Consider the following 16,506-nt stretch of genomic DNA (forward strand, 5'->3'; position numbering starts at 1 on the left):
AGGCAGCCCGGCTCATGGGACGATAATGACAATGTCTGCCGCCAAAACAACCCAGTCACCCCAGTCCGGAGAAACCCGTTCCAGCGCCGTCATGGCCGCAGGGACGCTTGTTTCACGGTTCCTCGGCTTCGCCAAAACCTGGATGCTTGGCGCCGCACTGGGCCTGGGATCGACGGTCAACGACACCTTCATCAATGCCAACAACCTGCCGAACCTGATCTTCCTCCTGGTGGCCGGTGGCGTATTCAACGCTGTGCTGGTCCCGCAGATCATCAAAGCCAGCAAGGGTCCGGACCGCGGCGCGGACTACATCAGCCGGCTCCTGACCCTCGCTGTGCTGGTTCTCTTGACGCTGACCACCCTGGTCACCCTGGCCGCGCCGATGGTCATCGACCTCACCACCCAGGGCTATTCACCCCAGCAGAAATCGCTGGCCGTAACCTTCGCGTTCTATTGCCTGCCGCAGATCTTCTTCTACGGTCTGTATGCGCTGCTGACCCAGGTCCTCAACGCCAACGGTGCCTTCGGCCCCGCGATGTGGGCTCCCATTTTGAACAACGTGGTGGCCATCGCCGGACTGGGCATGTTCATCTGGATCCTCGGCGCCAACAACACCAACCCCCACACCTTGGACAATTGGGGGCCAGTCCAGACGTTCCTGATCGCCGGCCTCTCCACTGTCGGCGTGCTCGCTCAGACCGCCATACTCCTTGTCCCGGTGATCCGCCTGCGGCTCGGGCTCCGGCCCCGCTTCGGCTGGAGGGGCGTCGGACTGGGCCAGGCAGCGAAACTGAGCGTGTGGACGCTCCTGACCGCCGCCGTCGGGCAGCTCGCGTTCCTTTACGTCATGAGGATCGCCACGATTCCCGGCTCCGAGCGGCTTCGGCTGGAGCATGCGCAAGACCCGGCGGCCGCCACTCTCCCGGGTAACGCGGTCCTGGAAGTCGCCAGCCAGCTCTACCTGCTCCCGCACTCGATCATTGCGTTGTCGCTCGCCACTGTGCTGTTCAACCGGATGGCCCATGCCTCCCAGGCGGGCAACAAAGCCGAACTGCGCGAAGCCCTGTCGCACGGGCTGCGGACCATGGCCGTCGCCACTGTCTTCGGGGCACTGGCCCTGTTCGCCCTCGCCGGACCGCTGGGCATGTTCTTCTCCGGCGGGAAACCCCAGGACGGCGTCATGCTCGCCCAGACGCTGACGATCCTCGCGCTGAGCACCCCGTTCATGAGCGCCAACTTCATGATGTCGCGTGTCTTCTACGCCAATGAAGACGCCCGGACCCCTTTCTACATCCAGCTCATCCTTGCGCTGGTCAACGTTGTGGGCGCGTTCATCATCCAGTTCCTGCCGGTCGGGCGGATCATCTTCGCGATCGCCGTCCTGTATACCCTCGGAAACATCCTTTCCGTGGTGATCAGCGTCTGGTTCCTGCGACGACTTCTCGGCCACGTGGACGGTCCGCGCATCGCAAACTCGTACATCCGCATGGGCTACGCCGCGTTGGGCTCGGCGATCGCCGGCGCCGTGGCACTGTGGCTCCTGGGCAGCTATCACGCCGACGGCTTCGCCTGGAGCAGCCGGCCTGCCGCATTGGTGACGGTGGTCGTCGTCGGGCCCGTCATGCTGCTTGCATACCTTTTCCTGCTGCGCGTCTTCCACGTCAGTGAGCTCCGCGATTTGCTCCGTCCGGTGCTTGGCCGGCTCGGCCGGGGCGTTCCGGTTGCGAAAGCACCGTCCGCGGGTGGAGAGCAGACCCCGACGGCGGCCCGCGCCACGGTTTCCGACGACACCGGACTCATTCCGCGCATCTCGGGGGAGTTCGACGCAGCATCCTTCCGCGCCGGTCCGGCCGTGCAGACCATGCCTTCGAAGGACGGGTGGGATGACAACCGCGATGCCGATGGAGCCATTGCGGAGGGCAAGGACAAGGTGGATGCCTGGTCCGACGTCGAGAAGTCATACCTGCCCGATGAAGACCTCCCCAGCACCGCGCAACGGGGCGCAGGCCGCCCAGGGATCCCGTTGCCCGGTCGCCGCACCTATCAGGGAACACTGGGAAACAACCCCTATTTCCGCGGTGGATCACGCCGCAAAAGGTGACGGATCCGCGCAAACCGGGAGCCGGAACGGCCCAATCAGCTAGGATCAGAAACTAATACAGGTAGTTGCAGACCACGGGTCACCCGGCTGGCCGGATCCCGTATTCAGGACCCGCAGCTTCCGGACAGTCTTAGGAGGAACCCGTGTCCCACCCGATCGATGTCGGATCAGTGCTTGGCGGCCGCTACAAAGTCACAGCCACCGTGTTGACTTCGCACGACCAGGATCTGGTGCTCGACGGCATGGACCAGGTCCTCAACAGGCCTGTCAGCATCCTCGTGGCTGGCCCCGGAAACGCCGATCAGGTTGCCAAGAGCGCCCGCGAGGTCGCCACCGGCGAACGGCCCGGACATGTCCAGATCCTCGACCTCGGGGTCAGCGACAGCACCACGTACCTCATTACGAACCACAGCAGCGCGCCCGACCTGCTGGACCTGGTGGTGGCCACCAACCCTCCTTACGTCGAACCGTTCTTCACGGACACGCTTGGCAGCGAGATCTTCGGCCAGGCCCGTTCCCACGAACCCGAGACCTACGACGGACTCTACGACGACGACGAGCACGACGCCGAGTACATCAGTTACGACGAGGTCGAGCCCCATCCCGCTGGCGAATCGCTGCCGGCTGCCGCTGACCCGCACCGCCCGGTGGTTCCTCCCATGCCCGCTGGCCGGCCGGCGTCGGCCTCCGGGGGCTTTGGTTCCCGCATCGCTGCTGCGGCAGCGGGGGCAGGGGCTGCTGCCGCAGCGGCCGCGGCCGCCGTAAACGGCAGCGGCAAGTCAAACAGCGACGACGGCCAAGCCGCGCCTTCGGGGAGGCCCGCGTCCACTTCGACCGCCGAGGCGAGCCGGACCGCTCCCCAGCAAATCCAAGCGGCGCCCGCCACCCAGGCTGTTCCAGCATCCACTCCTCAGGCGCCTACTTCTGCAACCCCGGCCCAGGAATCCAAAGTCTCTCTCTGGTCCGAGGACGACTATGGCTTCGTTAACGACGACGGCGGAGCGCGCGGCACGGGCGCTTCCCGCGATGCGGCCGCGGCTGCCGCCGGATACAGCCGGGGAGCCTCGAGCTTCCCGTCGAACGCGCGCGAGCAAGCAGGGCCCCTCGACGAGGACGAATATTACGACGAGGAGCCGGTTCGCGAGCCCCGTTCCTTCCGTTGGCTCGTAGGCGGGGTCCTTGCCGCCGTGTTGATCGTAGGTTTGATCCTTGCTGTCACCAATCTCGGCAACCTCATCCCCGGCGGGGCTCCCGCGGCCAAGCAGTCCTCTTCGGCGTCTCAAACCGTAACTGGACAGCCGAGCAGCACAGGTACCGCCTCGGCGCCGCCGGTCGCAGCGCCGCCGGTCATCGATGGAGTCACCCGTATGGGCGATTTCGATTTCGCAGCAACTTACGACAAGGACCTGGTCAAGGCATACGACGGCAATGCCGCCAGTTACTGGTCGGACATGGAATTCGCCACGGCGGACTGGGGTGGACTCGCACCCGATGGAGTGTCGCTGCTGGTCAAGCTCAAGACACCCTCGCAGGTGACGTCCGTCACTTTGAGCCAGTTGGGCGCATCCGGTGGAAACATCAGCGTTTACACCAATGATCGTCCGGCCTTGGACGGTGCCAAGCTGGTGGGCACCAACAGCTTCACCTCACCGGAGCTCACCATGCCGCTCAGTGCCCCTGTAACGGCCCAATACGTGATTATCTCCATCAAGGCCCTGCCCAAACTGACCGCCCCCAAGACGCGCTACGGCTACGGCCTGCGCCTTGCGGAGATCAAGGTCCAGTAGCCGACGCTTCTCGCTTCCATGCCCTGCACTGCCAGAAGGTACCCTGAATGGTGGTGGATATTAGGGTCCCCGGAAACATCGGAATATTCCGCGCCGCCATAGGGTTGTGCCATGTGGCCGGCCGCAAGGAACCGGTGCATCGATTAAGGAAGAGGTTCACCCAACAGTGAGCAACGCAGAAAACACCGCGTCCATCGTACGTGATGTCATTATCGTAGGCTCCGGGCCTGCCGGTTACACGGCGGCCGTCTACACGGCACGGGCCAACATGAACCCGCTTCTCATCGCCGGTTCCGTGACGGCCGGTGGCGAACTGATGAACACGACAGACGTCGAGAACTACCCCGGCTTCCCCGAAGGCGTCATGGGACCCGATCTCATGGAGAACTTCGAAAAGCAGGCGGCACGCTTTGGGACGGAGATTCAGTTTGAGGATGTCACCGAACTGGACCTCGACGGCGACATCAAGTCCGTGACTATCGGCACGGGGGAGAAGTTCATGGCACGCGCCATCATTCTGTCCACGGGTTCCGCATACCGTGAGCTCGGCCTCGAGAATGAAAAACGCCTTTCCGGCCACGGGGTGAGCTGGTGTGCAACCTGTGACGGTTTCTTCTTCAAAGACCAGGACATCGCAGTGATCGGCGGTGGCGACTCTGCCATGGAGGAAGCCCTCTTCCTCACCAAGTTCGCCAAGTCGGTCACCGTGGTACATCGCCGCGACACCCTCAAGGCTTCCAAGATCATGGGTGACCGCGCCCAGGCCCACGAAAAGATCAACTTCGTGTGGAATACCGCCGTCGAGGACGTCATCGGCGGGGACAAGGTCACTGGCCTGAAGCTGAAGAACCTCGTCGACGGCACCGAGTCGGAGCTCGCCGTCACTGGAGTTTTCGTGGCCATTGGCAACGATCCCCGCACCGAACTCGTCAAGGGAAAACTGGAGCTCGCTCCTGAAGGCACCATCGCCGTCGACGGCCGCAGCTCCAAGACCAGCATCAAGGGCGTCTTCGCCGCCGGCGATGTCGTGGACCCGACCTACCGCCAGGCCATCACGGCAGCCGGATCCGGTTGTGTCGCTGCCTTGGACGTCGAGCACTATCTTGCAGACCTGCACGCCTAACCGGCACAGCAGCCATCCATTCGAAGGGAAAGAATTATGAGCAACGCGAAAAACGTTACCGACGCCAGTTTCAGCACCGACGTCCTGGCCGCTGAAAAGCCGGTCATTGTGGACTTCTGGGCAGAGTGGTGCGGCCCGTGCCGTAAGTTGGGTCCAATCCTCGATGAGATCTCGGTTGAATACGGAGACAAGGTCGATGTCGTCAAGCTGAATGTCGACGACAACCCCGCCATAGCCGCCGAGTACGGCATCACGTCCATCCCAGCCGTTTACCTCTTCAGCGGGGGAGAAGTGAAGAGCACAGTTATCGGTGCAAAGCCGAAGCAGTTCTTCGAAAAGGAATTTGAATCCGTCCTGTCCTAGGACATGCGGCGCGCCTGTAAGGCCTGCTTCCCGATTGAGCCGGTGGTTTCGCTGTTGAGCGAGACCGCCGGCTTTTTCATGTCTTTGGGTACACGCTATTGAGTTCGAGACCCGAGCCTCGTGGTTTCGGCTGGTGATATTGAGAGGCGCAGTGAACGACCGCTGCCAGTCTCGGTTTTTATTCCTATTTCTGAACCTTTTTCACTTTCAAAAGGGGCAGTTCTTCGCTGGAACGGCCCAGACGGCCACTGAAACTTCGGCCCCCGGAGACGGGCCGGAGTGGGTGAACTAATTCCGCCTTCGAATGCTGGAATGTTTACTAAGCAATAGTTGCGCCCGACTGACTCATGCATCGCCGCGGACGCAGGGAGATTCCATTCAGGCTGCCGAGTCACTACGTTCGATACGAAGGGCAAGTATGTGATCCGGTCGTTTCACGTGAAACCGTGCTACCCGTGCGTTGGAGCCCACGATCCCTCGCTATTGAATTCGAAACAGGTCGAACCATACGTTCAACACATGCACTGTTTCACGTGAAACACGGCTCGTTGATGAGGGAGTAAAAGTGCTTTGGGTGCCGGGTTCATTGCTGGATGACCTGAGCCTCGCGCAGGCAGATCGCGGGACAGTGGCGATTGGACGGTTTCACGTGAAACCGCGCTGGTACTACTGGGTGCGGGGGTTACGGCTTGCCGCCGAGCCGGGGCGTCGTCCCTTATTCATTGCGGCTTTCCAGGTCGATCAACCCCCGTCAAGAACCACGCCGCGGCTTGTTCGGTGCTAGGCCATGACCGGCGCACCGGGGGTCGCCGCAAACCACCCTCCTTGGCACGGGATGAACGTCCTATTGAAAATCCCCATATCAGCGATGTTTCACGTGAAACACCGCGGTGTCCCGAGAGCCGGCCGGGCACTTCTTCAGGCCTGCGATCAATACGGACACTTCCGTCGGCACGTGACAGACAGGCGCGTCAAGTGGCTACCAGCAACTCTCGCAAGGCGTAAAGCTATCCGGACACCGGACAAACGAGTGCCTGGCGACGTCGGCCGGCAGAAGGCCCGACCGTTAGTACTAATAGGTCCGTAAACAATTAATTCAGGTTGCTTCGTCCCTTGGGACGCGGCCCACCCCGTCCATTGCTCCGTCCGTCATCACGAGTAGCCTTCGATCCCAGTAACCCTTGGACATGCATCGAGGCTGAGGAGGCCGCTTGTTGGCCGTCAATCGGGGGAGGAGTTCGCCATTGCCCTGCGCCACAATACAGTTCCTTGGAATGGCCCCTTGGCACCGTGAGGCTTGGGAGCAGGCGCCGTGTGGACGCCTTCATCCTCACGGCGTGAGAAGGCCGACGGACTATGGGTGCCGGGTTGTGGGTGGCTCTATCGACAGCCCCCTATTGATCCGTAACGCCGATCCGTAACGGCGTAGACGTGAACGTGGCTGAATGAGCCGAAGTGTGCGGCATCAGACCCTCTCAGACGGCAGGACCTGAGGCCAGCGGCTGCACAGTCAGGACAAAGGTGTCGCAGCCACACACTACATGTCAGGCCCTAGGACGGCCAGGCCTTCTTCGCTCGCCGGCGCACGTGGTCCCAGAGCGGGCCGTTAGGCAATCACGTGGTCCGTTCGAGGGATTCAGACTGATTGTGGGAGTACCCATCCAGGATCCCTGCCGACACGGTGAAGTACCTTGGGCGGGCTGTCTTGCAGTCAGACTCGACTCAGCCGACTACGCTATCTTGAACCCGCCACCCACAGCTTTGGGCATTGGTTCCCCGTACACAAACTCGCCTGAGCCGCGCCGGGGTGGCCCTGACGTCTTCCTGCACCCGAGGATCGTGGACGTATGGCAATGGGGGAGACAGAGTCTCAAACGAGCAACTAGAGCTACGTCCACGGAAATTGCCTCCCAGCACGAGAGCCTGGGTTCAAGCCCGCCTCAGCGGGACAAGAAGTCCGGCAAGGCGGAGCGCCGCCAAATGATCAGCCTGGAGGCAGCAATTTCCCTGGGCATCCCTCACACAAGCCCCTTCCTGCAACGAGGCGAGAAGCGCTAACAATTGAACCCCAAGGCAGGTCAACTCGACCGGCCAAGGTGGGGTTGGTTGCTTTTGGCGAGGTTGTCCGGGGTAGACGGGGCGATCTGGAGCGCCTGCTCAATCCAAGAGAACGGAGGAGGTCCCTCTAACCGGGAGCAATGATTGGCCCGACTACCCTCATGAACGAAGCTGAACTACGAGAAGCGACATGCCTACACGGCCGCCCGGTCCGGGATTCAGAAACCAAGGCTGGCCGCAATCTAGTGGCTCAACCGCGTTTCCGCGTGACTGAACCGCGCCCGATTAGGTAACCCGCGGGCCAATAGATGCCAGCAGTGCTTCTCCGAATGTCAGCAGGCGCTCCCGCTGCAGTCACGCTCCTGGAGTCCTCCGGTCTCGGTCGTTGCCACCGGCCCTTGCCCACCGACAGTGGAAGGTGTCGGGTGATCGGCAGCCTTCGATTCGGTCGCGTTTCACGTGAAACATGCAGCGACCGTCGAATTCAAGAGCGCTCACACGGGGCGCAGGCGGAATAGAAGATCCCGAGAGCACCAAGCCGAGCCGAGTCGAGCCGGGCACTGGCGAGGAACATGGAGGCAAGATTCCACTTCAGCTGGCTCTTCGCTGGGAGGGATATCCACCGACCGGCCAAAAGTTATACACACGGTTATCCACAACGATATCCACGGGCGCAAAGAACCACTTCGACTAGCTTCTCCCGGACGGTTGGGGAGCATGTCCGGCGCGGAACGCAGCAAAGCTTAGCCAGCCAGATGAGATCAGATTTGATACGGACCGGAAAGCTTTCAGAAGCCCGTGAATCTGCCAATATTGGTCCCAAACGGGGTAAATCTGGTTGATCTACAGGCGCTGGCTCTGTTTCACGTGAAACAGAGCCAGCGAGCGACCTCAGGACCACACGAATACCGACGCCGACCGACGAGATACCCACAGAGCTCAGGCCTGAGCTCCCGCAGTCCCACCGAATTATCAACAAAGTTATCCACAGCGATATCCACCGCTGCTCTCAGACTTTTCAACAGCGAGATACACACTCCACACGGCTAAGCTTTCTCGGATCGTCTGCGTTCAGATTCGTCGATACCGCCCCGCCCGCCCGTGGAAGTATTGGCCTGTAGCGTCGGCGATCCGATGGCAAGCTCAGCCGAAGCCACATCGGGTCCTCCTAACTCTCGCGCTTTAGCTAGCCGGAGCTCGGGGGATGGATGCCCGCTAAGACGAACCCCTTCTGAATCTTTTGCAGGAATCGAACTCAGGACGCCCCAGCCACGGACGCCCCGTGGGCTGGATCATTCGGCAGACCGAAGTGTGTGGAGTGTCCATGAAGAGATTCTGTGCGCTGCCAACCAGGACTGAGAGCCATCCGGACATCCTCGGCGCGCTTGTCGCCGCGCCGGCAAGCAGTACAGCAAGCGAGCCTCACCTGAGGACAGCGCGGCACGAGGACGACCGCGGCCAGGATGCCAGGATTTCAATCCCGTCGCACGACGTCTCCGGGGGAGCCGGCGTCCCACCACCGCTCGATCCAAGTTCACCGCAAGTCGGCACACCAGGTACAGGGGTCCTCTGTGCTGCGTCCAGACGCCGGTCGGGGCACGCACCTAAGTCCGCGTAGGCGCAGGCACCGGCGACTGGAGCCAGTGCCGACACCACACACCACACACCACGAGATCCAGTCTCTCCTGTGAGTTCCGTGGTCCACAGGAGGACTTCGATCAGATTCTCCCTGAGGCCGTCTTGCGGTGCTGACTTATTCGGGGTCCAATCGCACTTCCCGAGCTCTGGAATTCGATGACAAGGTCCGGGGGACCCGCGAACCGTCTTGGACGCCTCCGAACATGGATGATGGAATGGGCTCCTAGTCCGGATAGGACATCGCCCAAGCCATGCCGCCTCGCCGCAATCCACGAGCTCAGGGGCTGTTGCCACGCGGCAGCCGGACGACGATCGAGCTCCCAGGGATCTGTTCCCTTCCAGGCGGACTCCCTTCCAGCCGCACTGCCACACTGCCACACTCAAACGAGCTCAGGGAACGGTTTGCCACCCGCCGGTCCTATGTCGCCGTGAAGGCGGGAACGCAACACGATCGTCGAAGTCGACCAATACCGCGTCCATAAGATCCTGAAGATGTTCGGCATCGTTCGGTTCGGCGCACCCGTCGTCATTTGGTCACCGGGAAATGGTGGTTCGTGGCTGTCACTGGCGCAGACACACAGATAGCCCCCTAAGACCGCAGACAGACGTATGCACCCGCCACTGAATTCGCGCCGAGTACGGCCCACCGTAGGTGAAAGCAGACAGTGGCTGGGGTACTGATACCCAACAACTAGCTGGAAACTGGAAGGCCCGCGTCCTGGCAACATCGCACGCAGCGGGATGGCCGGACCTGTTACGCCCGTCGAGGTGCAACCAACGCCGAAAGGGGAGCACAAGCAGGCCAAGACACACCGCATCATAAAGTGATGTGCCACCGCATCCTGAAATGGTGGGCTCGAGTTCCGGAGGGGCAGATGGCCTAGTTGAAACCATCGATACTCCGAGCAACTGTTTACTTTGCGCCCAGGGCACACCGCCACGTTGCAGGGAATTTGCTCCGAACTGCGAGTTGACTACCAATTACTGGTACGCCGAGCTTTGGCTCGATTGCGATGGACTCCATCGCCGCTCCTGTTTCACGTGAAACCTAGCCTGGCGGCGATCCATAGAGTTGGCCCCATCAACCGGAAGATTCACGCGCTGTCAAACGGATTTCCCCGGCACACGTCGGCAGACTCGGCTGTTCCACGTGAAACATTCGCAGGCTGCCCACGCTCGAGAGGCATCATCCGAGAAGTCTGTGGAGATGTATCACTCAAAGAACAAGGCCCAGCCTCCGGGATGGCTGACGTCAGGCTCTCTGGCAAACAATTGCGCGTGCTGCCCGAACTTCGAATGCGGAGGATCAAGGGAACCGTCAACCATGGGCAAACCTTGTTAGTCAATGCAGGAATCAAGAATGTAGCCACGAGGCAACGGTGGCTAGCGCGAGGTTAAGGGACATCGTCTCGATGCGCGATCGTGTCGACTTCTAAAGCAGCGGCCAACTGAACTCGATACTGGCTTCTCCGAGCGACATGGGGGACCCCGTTGGGTGCGAAAAGGTACTGATCTTCCAGTACCTCAGGCCTATACGACTGCCCGTTTCACGTGAAACACCGTCCCAAAAGCACCACGCCTCACTCCGGCCCCAGGGAACGAGTCCACCAGCACACGCCATGGGAGCGCACCATGGGAGCCGGGCCTCTATGAGAGAGCAACGAAAAAGGACCAAACGGACCCCTGCAAGCGCCGCATGGAAACCATTAAACGAAAATGGGGCCTGCCTCGAGAGAAGCAAACCCCGGTTCCGTGGAAACCTAGCGACTAGCTTTCGTCCCCAGGTGACAAAACATCCATGATGCGATTCAGATCCTCAACACTAGCGAACTCAATGCTCACGCGACCCTTTCGCGCACCCAGGGTGATCTTCACATTGGTATCCAAGCGATCCGAAAGTGAAGAAGCAAGGTAGTCGAGACGCTCATGGCGTGCGTTGGGACGCGGAATGCTGTTCTTCGGCGGCACCGTAGGATCCTGGTACAACGCGACAGCTTCCTCGGTGGCCCGTACGGACATTCCTTCGGCGACAATCTTCTGCGCGAGACGCTCCATCGAGGCTGCGTCCGGGAGAGCGAGCAATGCCCGCGCATGGCCGGCCGAGAGCACGCTGGCCGCTACGCGCCGTTGCACGAGCGGAGGAAGTTTGAGGAGGCGGAGAGTGTTGGACACTTGCGGACGCGAACGGCCGATCCGATCGGCCAGCTGCTCGTGGGTGGTACCGAAGTCCTCAAGGAGCTGTTGGTAGGCGGCAGCTTCTTCCAAAGGGTTCAGCTGACTGCGGTGGAGGTTTTCCAGCAGAGCATCACGAAGGAGGTCGTCATCAGTGGTATCGCGAACAATCGCCGGGATGGTTTCGAGCCCGGCGGCCTGCACTGCCCGCCATCGCCGCTCACCCATCACCAGTTCATACGGTTCTCCACCCTTTTCGGTTGAAGTACGTACAACAATTGGCTGGAGGACGCCTATTTCCTTGACGGAATGAACCAGCTCCGCCATGTCGTCCTCATCGAAGACACTGCGCGGCTGCTTGCGGTTGGGATGGATGTCCCCGACAGGGATTTCGGCGAAGCGCGCCCCGGGAACCTCGACCAGTTGGACCCCGGACGATTCCGAGGGAAGCGAGTCAGCCACGGCCTCTCCTGAAGTAGCAGCAGCGGCCCCGACTGGCTTGGATCCGGCCGATCGGTCAGCGTCGGTGGTCTTCGCGGGGGTGACCTTCGCCGCGGGTGACTTCGCAGCAGGGCTCTTTGCCGCCGTCGTGCTCTTGGACGAAGAGCCGCGCGAGGGGGAACTCTTCGCTACTTCCGTTTCAGGCGCCTCGGGAGCGTCCACCGTCTCCGGTGCCTTCCGCGCCTCAGGGAAGAAGAGGTCCACAGGGCGGGACGCCGGGACGCCGTTCCCCGATGCACCAGCCGAAGCGGAGCTGGGAATGAGAGCCCCAAGACCCCGACCCAGGCCTCGTCGCTTTTCGCTCATTAGTATGTCCCTCCGGTGGAATGGCAAGAATAGAGCCCGCCAAGGATATTGCAGTGATTAAGGAAGTCTAGCGCTCGGCGATTTCCGCAGCGGCTTCCATATAGGACAACGCGCCGCTGGAAGACGGATCATAGGTCATCACCGTCTGCTGGTAGCTTGGGGCCTCCGAGATGCGCACCGAGCGAGGAACCACAGCGCCGAGAACCTGATCCGGGAAATGTTGGCGGACTTCGGAAGCCACTTGCGCGGCCAGGTTGGTGCGGCCGTCATACATGGTGAGGAGAATGGTGGAAACGACCAGATCGGCGTTGAGGTGCTTCTGGATCATTTCGATGTTCTTGAGAAGCTGGCTCAGGCCTTCCAATGCGTAGTACTCACACTGGATGGGGATGAGTACCTCGCTCGCCGCGCAGAAGGCGTTGACGGTCAGCAGGCCCAGGCTGGGCGGGCAGTCAATGAAGATGAAGTCCAGGCGACCTTCACCGTTCTTGGCGCGTTCCTTCGAGTAGACATCGATGGCGCGGCGCAGACGCTGCTCGCGTGCAACGAGGGAAACCAGTTCAATTTCAGCGCCCGCCAGGTGAATGGTTGCCGGCGCGCAAATGAGATTCGGGATATCGGGGCACGGAGCCACGACGTCACGCAGCGGGAGGTCGTTGATCAGCACGTCGTAAATACTGTCGACGTCGGCGTGGTGCTCAATACCCAGAGCGGTGGATGCATTTCCTTGAGGATCGATGTCGATCACGAGGACATTGAGTCCCGCGGAGGCCAAGGCTGCCGCAATATTGACCGTCGTGGTGGTCTTTCCCACGCCGCCCTTCTGATTGGACACCGTGAAAATGCGGGTCTTTTCCGGCTTGGGAAGCTCACGTCCCACCAGTCGTTCACGCCGTCGGGTCTCGTTGGCGAGCTGGCGTGCAATCGGGCTGGAATCATCAATGGAGTCCATGACGTTGTCATGTCCGACAATCACGGTTTCACGTGAAACAGCGGCGTTTGCAACCGAATTCGTGCGCATCAGTGCAGATTCAAAGGATGCCGAGGGTGCAGCCATGGCCCGAGCCGACCCCAAGGAAATAAATGGCGGGATCCGCTGGGTGGAGGTTTCGCTACTGCCCACTGTCACACTCTCACTCTCATTCGGCTCTAGCTGCCGTTCTCTAGCTTAACCGCTCAGTTGCGGACACGCGGGACACAGCGCCGAAGCTAGGCGATCTTCCGCTGTTTGTTAACGACGATCCTCACCACAGTGGTGGGTTCCTCCAAGAGCTCCTGCCCGCAAACCACAACAGACGTTTCCACGCCGCCGAGCCTACGGATGATTTTAGCTGCTTGCTCAATCTCCTCGGCAGCACTGCGGCCCTTGATCGCCACAACTTCACCCTTGCCGTTAAGCAAGGGTATGGTCAGTCCGGCGAGTTTGGACAGGGCAGAGACCGCCCTCGCCGTGACGACATCCGCGTCGACCATTCCCACTGCGAGTTCGGCTCTGGTGCGCATGACCGTGACGTTGCCCAGTCCAAGGTCGTCCACTACTTCCTGAAGCCAGATGACCCGCCGCTCCAGGGGTTCGATCAACGTGAGTTCAAGATCGGGACGCGCAATTGCCAAGCACAAGCCCGGAAGTCCCGCCCCGGATCCAACGTCTGCAACGTGGCTTCCGTGGGCTATCACCGATTCGATGACGGCGCAATTGAGAACGTGCCGGCTCCACAGGCGGGGAACCTCGCGCGGGCCAATCAGCCCGCGCTCGGTTCCCGACGTCGCCAGATGTTCTACGTACCGCTGGGCGAGACCGAGCCGGTCACCGAAAATCTTCTCTGCTGCCTGGAGTTCGGCTGCCGTGATTTCAACCATGATCCGTTAGTCGGCCGAAACCACGATGTGGCGGCCGGCGCCTTCGCCATCGGACTCGGATACAAAACCGAGGTCCGCGACAGCGTCGTGCACAATCTTGCGTTCGTACGCGCTCATGGGTTCAAGTGCCACCGGAGCTCCGGTTTCCTTGACCTTCGCCACGGCGTTTTCGGCAATCTGCTGCAGATCGCCGGCACGTTCCTTGCGGTAACCGTTGATGTCGAGCACCAGGCGCGAGCGGTTCTCGGTTGCCGAGAGCACTGAGAGTCGAGCGAGTTCCTGAAGGGCTTCGAGCACTTCGCCGTCGCGGCCTACCAGGCTCTCCAGCCCCTCGGAATCGTCTTCGGCTGCGATGGAGATGTAGGTGCGGCCATTCCGGATCTCGATGTCGATGTCGCCGTCGATATCGGCAATGTCGAGAAGTTCCTCGAGGTAGTCTGCGGCGACGTCGCCCTCTTCCTCGAGGCGGCTCACGGAAGTACCCTTGCCGGCAGCAGCGTCCTCTTCCGAAGTTTCTACTGTGGCTTCTACCAGTTCCTCGGCGGAGGCAGCGGCCGTTGCCTCTTCGGTGCTTTCAACAGACATTACTTCTTCTTCCTGTTCTTACGTTGTGGCTGGGTGCGCTGCTGTGCCTTGACCTCGACGGCGGCCACCTCGGCAGCGACGTCGGCGTCCTTTTTACCGCCAAAAAGCGGGTGCGACGGCAAGCCCTTGGCGGCGCGACGCTCAGCGAGGGCCCTCGCAGCAGGGGAACCCGGCGTCGGCATGCGGCGGATGACAAAGAACTGCTGACCCATGGTCCACAGGTTGGTGGTGGTCCAGTAAATCAGGACACCGATCGGGAAGTTGATGCCACCCACACCGAACACCAGCGGCAGGATGTACAGCATCATCTTCTGCTGGCGCATGAACGGGCTGGCCATCGCCTCGTCGGACATGTTCTTGGCCATGATCTGCTTCTGCGTGATGAACTGCGACGCCGTCATGGCCAGGATCATCACGATGGACAGGACCCAGACAACCGTCTGGTCGGTGCCTGCAGGGCCGCCGTGAAGCAGGGACGCGGAGAGGGGAGCGCCGAAGATGCTGGATTCGTCGAACTGCACCACCTGCTCATGGCTCAGGGCTCCAATGCCCGTGCCGGCCTGTCGGGCCTGGGTGATACCGGAGAGCACCTGGAACAGCGCGAAGAAGAACGGCATCTGGATCAGCATTGGCAAACAAGCGGAGAACGGGTTGGTGCCGTGCTTCTTGTACAGCGCCATCTGTTCCTGCGCCATCGCCTGGCGGGAGAGCTGGTCGGTCTTGCCCTTGTACTTCGCCTGCATCTTCTTCAGATCAGGTTGAAGCAGCTGCATGCCGCGCTGTGCCTTGATTTGCTTGACGAAGACAGGGATCAGGGCAGCACGGATCACCAGCACCAAGCCAATGATGGACAGAGTCCAAGTCCAGCCGTTCTCCGGAGGCAGGCCGATGAAACTCAGCCCGTCGTGGAACCCCAGCATGATCGCGGACACTAGCCACTTGAACGGGGCCAGAATTGTTCCAAAGATGTCCATACGTTTTCCCTATTTCCTCAGGCCGCTGTGCGGCGACCGTCTTCATCAGACCACACAGCCAGGAACTGGTCCGGGTTGTTCAGTACAACAATTGTGGGCGTCTGGCCTTCGGGCCAATGACGATGTCCGGCGGGGACGTGGTCCACGCCGCCGGCGTTCCAGGGGTGGCAACGCGCAAGGCGCCGCACCGCGAGCCAACTTCCCTTGACGGCACCATGGACCGTCACCGCTTCGAGGGCATAAGCCGAGCAGGAGGGGAAGAACCGGCACACCTGGCCATATAAGGGAGAAATGATCCTGCGGTACGTCTTCAGCAAGATGATGAGGACGTTGCGCGGCAGCTCCCACAGAAAAGTTCCGAGGATCCCCGGAGCGACTCTAAAGAAACGGACGACGGCGGAGCTCAGCTCATGCACGCGGTGTCCCTTCCGTTGTGGTGCCCTGGGTGGGCGAAACAACCCGCGGAGAGGATCCGCCGAGCCGTTTCGTGGTTGCCGCCAAGGCGGCGTTGTAATCCGTCAGCAGCTGGTCCCAGCTTGCCGTAGCGGCCGCGGGCAACGCCCGGACCACCACAGCAAGACCCGTGCCATGCCTATTCAAAGACAAAGCACCTGCTTCTCTCAGTCTCCTCTTAACGAGGTTCCTGGTCACAGCGTTCCCGACAGCTTTGGAAACGATGAAGCCGATGCGGCTCGGTTCGCCGGCACCGATAGGTGCCGTATATAACACTAAGTTCCGGCGTCCATTGCGGACGCCGGAACGTACAGTTGTTGAAAAGTCGGTAGAAGTCCGCAGACGGTTACGGGTGGCTAGCACCTAGTGACTCGCTTGGAAGGCTGACCGACGAGTCAGTTATTTAGGCCGACAGTTCGACGCGGCCCTTGCCACGACGGGCGGCCAGAATGGCACGGCCGGCACGGGTGCGCATACGAAGGCGGAAGCCATGCTTCTTGGCCCGACGGCGGTTATTCGGCTGAAAAGTCCGCTTGCTCACGTTAGTTACTCCAGTGGATCAAAGGTGCGCCCACCCGATCAAAA

12 protein-coding genes are annotated in these 16,506 nt (G+C 61.1%); 4 read left to right on the forward strand and 8 right to left on the reverse strand.

Annotated elements, in window-relative coordinates; all coding sequences use genetic code 11:
• Positions 1–31: 31 nt before the first annotated feature.
• From murJ to trxA, 4 genes are all read left to right on the forward strand, one after another.
• Positions 32–2,101, forward strand: a complete 2,070-nt coding sequence (gene murJ, locus QRN45_RS02650; protein WP_241707630.1) for a murein biosynthesis integral membrane protein MurJ — start codon at positions 32–34, stop codon at positions 2,099–2,101.
• Positions 2,102–2,244: 143 nt separating this feature from the next.
• Complete coding sequence (locus tag QRN45_RS02655) at positions 2,245–3,888, forward strand: ABC transporter substrate-binding protein (RefSeq protein ID WP_241707631.1); 1,644 nt, start codon at positions 2,245–2,247, stop codon at positions 3,886–3,888.
• Positions 3,889–4,054: 166 nt separating this feature from the next.
• Positions 4,055–5,011, forward strand: a complete 957-nt coding sequence (trxB, locus tag QRN45_RS02660; RefSeq protein ID WP_241707632.1) for a thioredoxin-disulfide reductase — start codon at positions 4,055–4,057, stop codon at positions 5,009–5,011.
• Between the two features lie 36 nt (positions 5,012–5,047).
• A complete protein-coding gene (gene trxA, locus QRN45_RS02665; RefSeq protein WP_078107075.1) occupies positions 5,048–5,374 on the forward strand; it encodes a thioredoxin in 327 nt (108 codons plus the stop codon).
• Positions 5,375–10,837: 5,463 nt separating this feature from the next.
• Here the strand turns inward: trxA and QRN45_RS02670 are convergent.
• The 8 genes from QRN45_RS02670 to rpmH all read right to left on the reverse strand — a co-directional run bounded on the left by QRN45_RS02670 (position 10,838) and on the right by rpmH (position 16,462).
• Positions 10,838–12,049, reverse strand: coding sequence for a ParB/RepB/Spo0J family partition protein (locus QRN45_RS02670; protein WP_241707633.1), 1,212 nt, complete (start codon positions 12,047–12,049; stop codon positions 10,838–10,840).
• A 67-nt stretch (positions 12,050–12,116) separates the two neighbouring features.
• Positions 12,117–13,172, reverse strand: a complete 1,056-nt coding sequence (locus QRN45_RS02675) for a ParA family protein (protein WP_241707634.1) — start codon at positions 13,170–13,172, stop codon at positions 12,117–12,119.
• Positions 13,173–13,258: 86 nt separating this feature from the next.
• Positions 13,259–13,909, reverse strand: a complete 651-nt coding sequence (gene rsmG, locus QRN45_RS02680) for a 16S rRNA (guanine(527)-N(7))-methyltransferase RsmG (RefSeq protein ID WP_241707635.1) — start codon at positions 13,907–13,909, stop codon at positions 13,259–13,261.
• Between the two features lie 6 nt (positions 13,910–13,915).
• Positions 13,916–14,494 (reverse strand): Jag family protein, encoded by a 579-nt coding sequence (locus QRN45_RS02685; protein ID WP_078107072.1) that lies wholly within the window; start codon positions 14,492–14,494, stop codon positions 13,916–13,918.
• Positions 14,494–15,468, reverse strand: coding sequence for a membrane protein insertase YidC (gene yidC, locus QRN45_RS02690; RefSeq protein WP_078107071.1), 975 nt, complete (start codon positions 15,466–15,468; stop codon positions 14,494–14,496). The genes QRN45_RS02685 and yidC overlap by 1 nt, the downstream gene beginning before the upstream one ends.
• A 17-nt stretch (positions 15,469–15,485) precedes the next feature.
• Positions 15,486–15,884, reverse strand: a complete 399-nt coding sequence (gene yidD / locus QRN45_RS02695; protein ID WP_370873887.1) for a membrane protein insertion efficiency factor YidD — start codon at positions 15,882–15,884, stop codon at positions 15,486–15,488.
• A complete protein-coding gene (gene rnpA, locus QRN45_RS02700) occupies positions 15,877–16,284 on the reverse strand; it encodes a ribonuclease P protein component (RefSeq protein ID WP_078107069.1) in 408 nt (135 codons plus the stop codon). The genes yidD and rnpA overlap by 8 nt, the downstream gene beginning before the upstream one ends.
• A 40-nt stretch (positions 16,285–16,324) precedes the next feature.
• Positions 16,325–16,462 carry a 50S ribosomal protein L34 gene (gene rpmH / locus QRN45_RS02705; protein ID WP_011776797.1) on the reverse strand — a complete coding sequence of 46 codons (138 nt, stop codon included), beginning with the start codon at positions 16,460–16,462 and terminating at the stop codon, positions 16,325–16,327.
• Between the last annotated feature and the right edge of the window lie 44 nt (positions 16,463–16,506).

The organism is Arthrobacter sp. efr-133-R2A-63 (assembly GCF_030209795.1).
Classification (GTDB): domain Bacteria; phylum Actinomycetota; class Actinomycetes; order Actinomycetales; family Micrococcaceae; genus Arthrobacter; species Arthrobacter bambusae_A.

Coding starts and splice junctions, on each gene's coding strand:
- murJ (WP_241707630.1), top strand. CDS start 32: ATGTCTGCCGCCAAAACAACCCAGTCACCCCAGTCCGGAGAAACCCGT.
- trxA (WP_078107075.1), top strand. CDS start 5,048: ATGAGCAACGCGAAAAACGTTACCGACGCCAGTTTCAGCACCGACGTC.
- QRN45_RS02670 (WP_241707633.1), bottom strand. CDS start 12,049: ATGAGCGAAAAGCGACGAGGCCTGGGTCGGGGTCTTGGGGCTCTCATT.
- rsmG (WP_241707635.1), bottom strand. CDS start 13,909: ATGGTTGAAATCACGGCAGCCGAACTCCAGGCAGCAGAGAAGATTTTC.
- QRN45_RS02685 (WP_078107072.1), bottom strand. CDS start 14,494: ATGTCTGTTGAAAGCACCGAAGAGGCAACGGCCGCTGCCTCCGCCGAG.
- yidC (WP_078107071.1), bottom strand. CDS start 15,468: ATGGACATCTTTGGAACAATTCTGGCCCCGTTCAAGTGGCTAGTGTCC.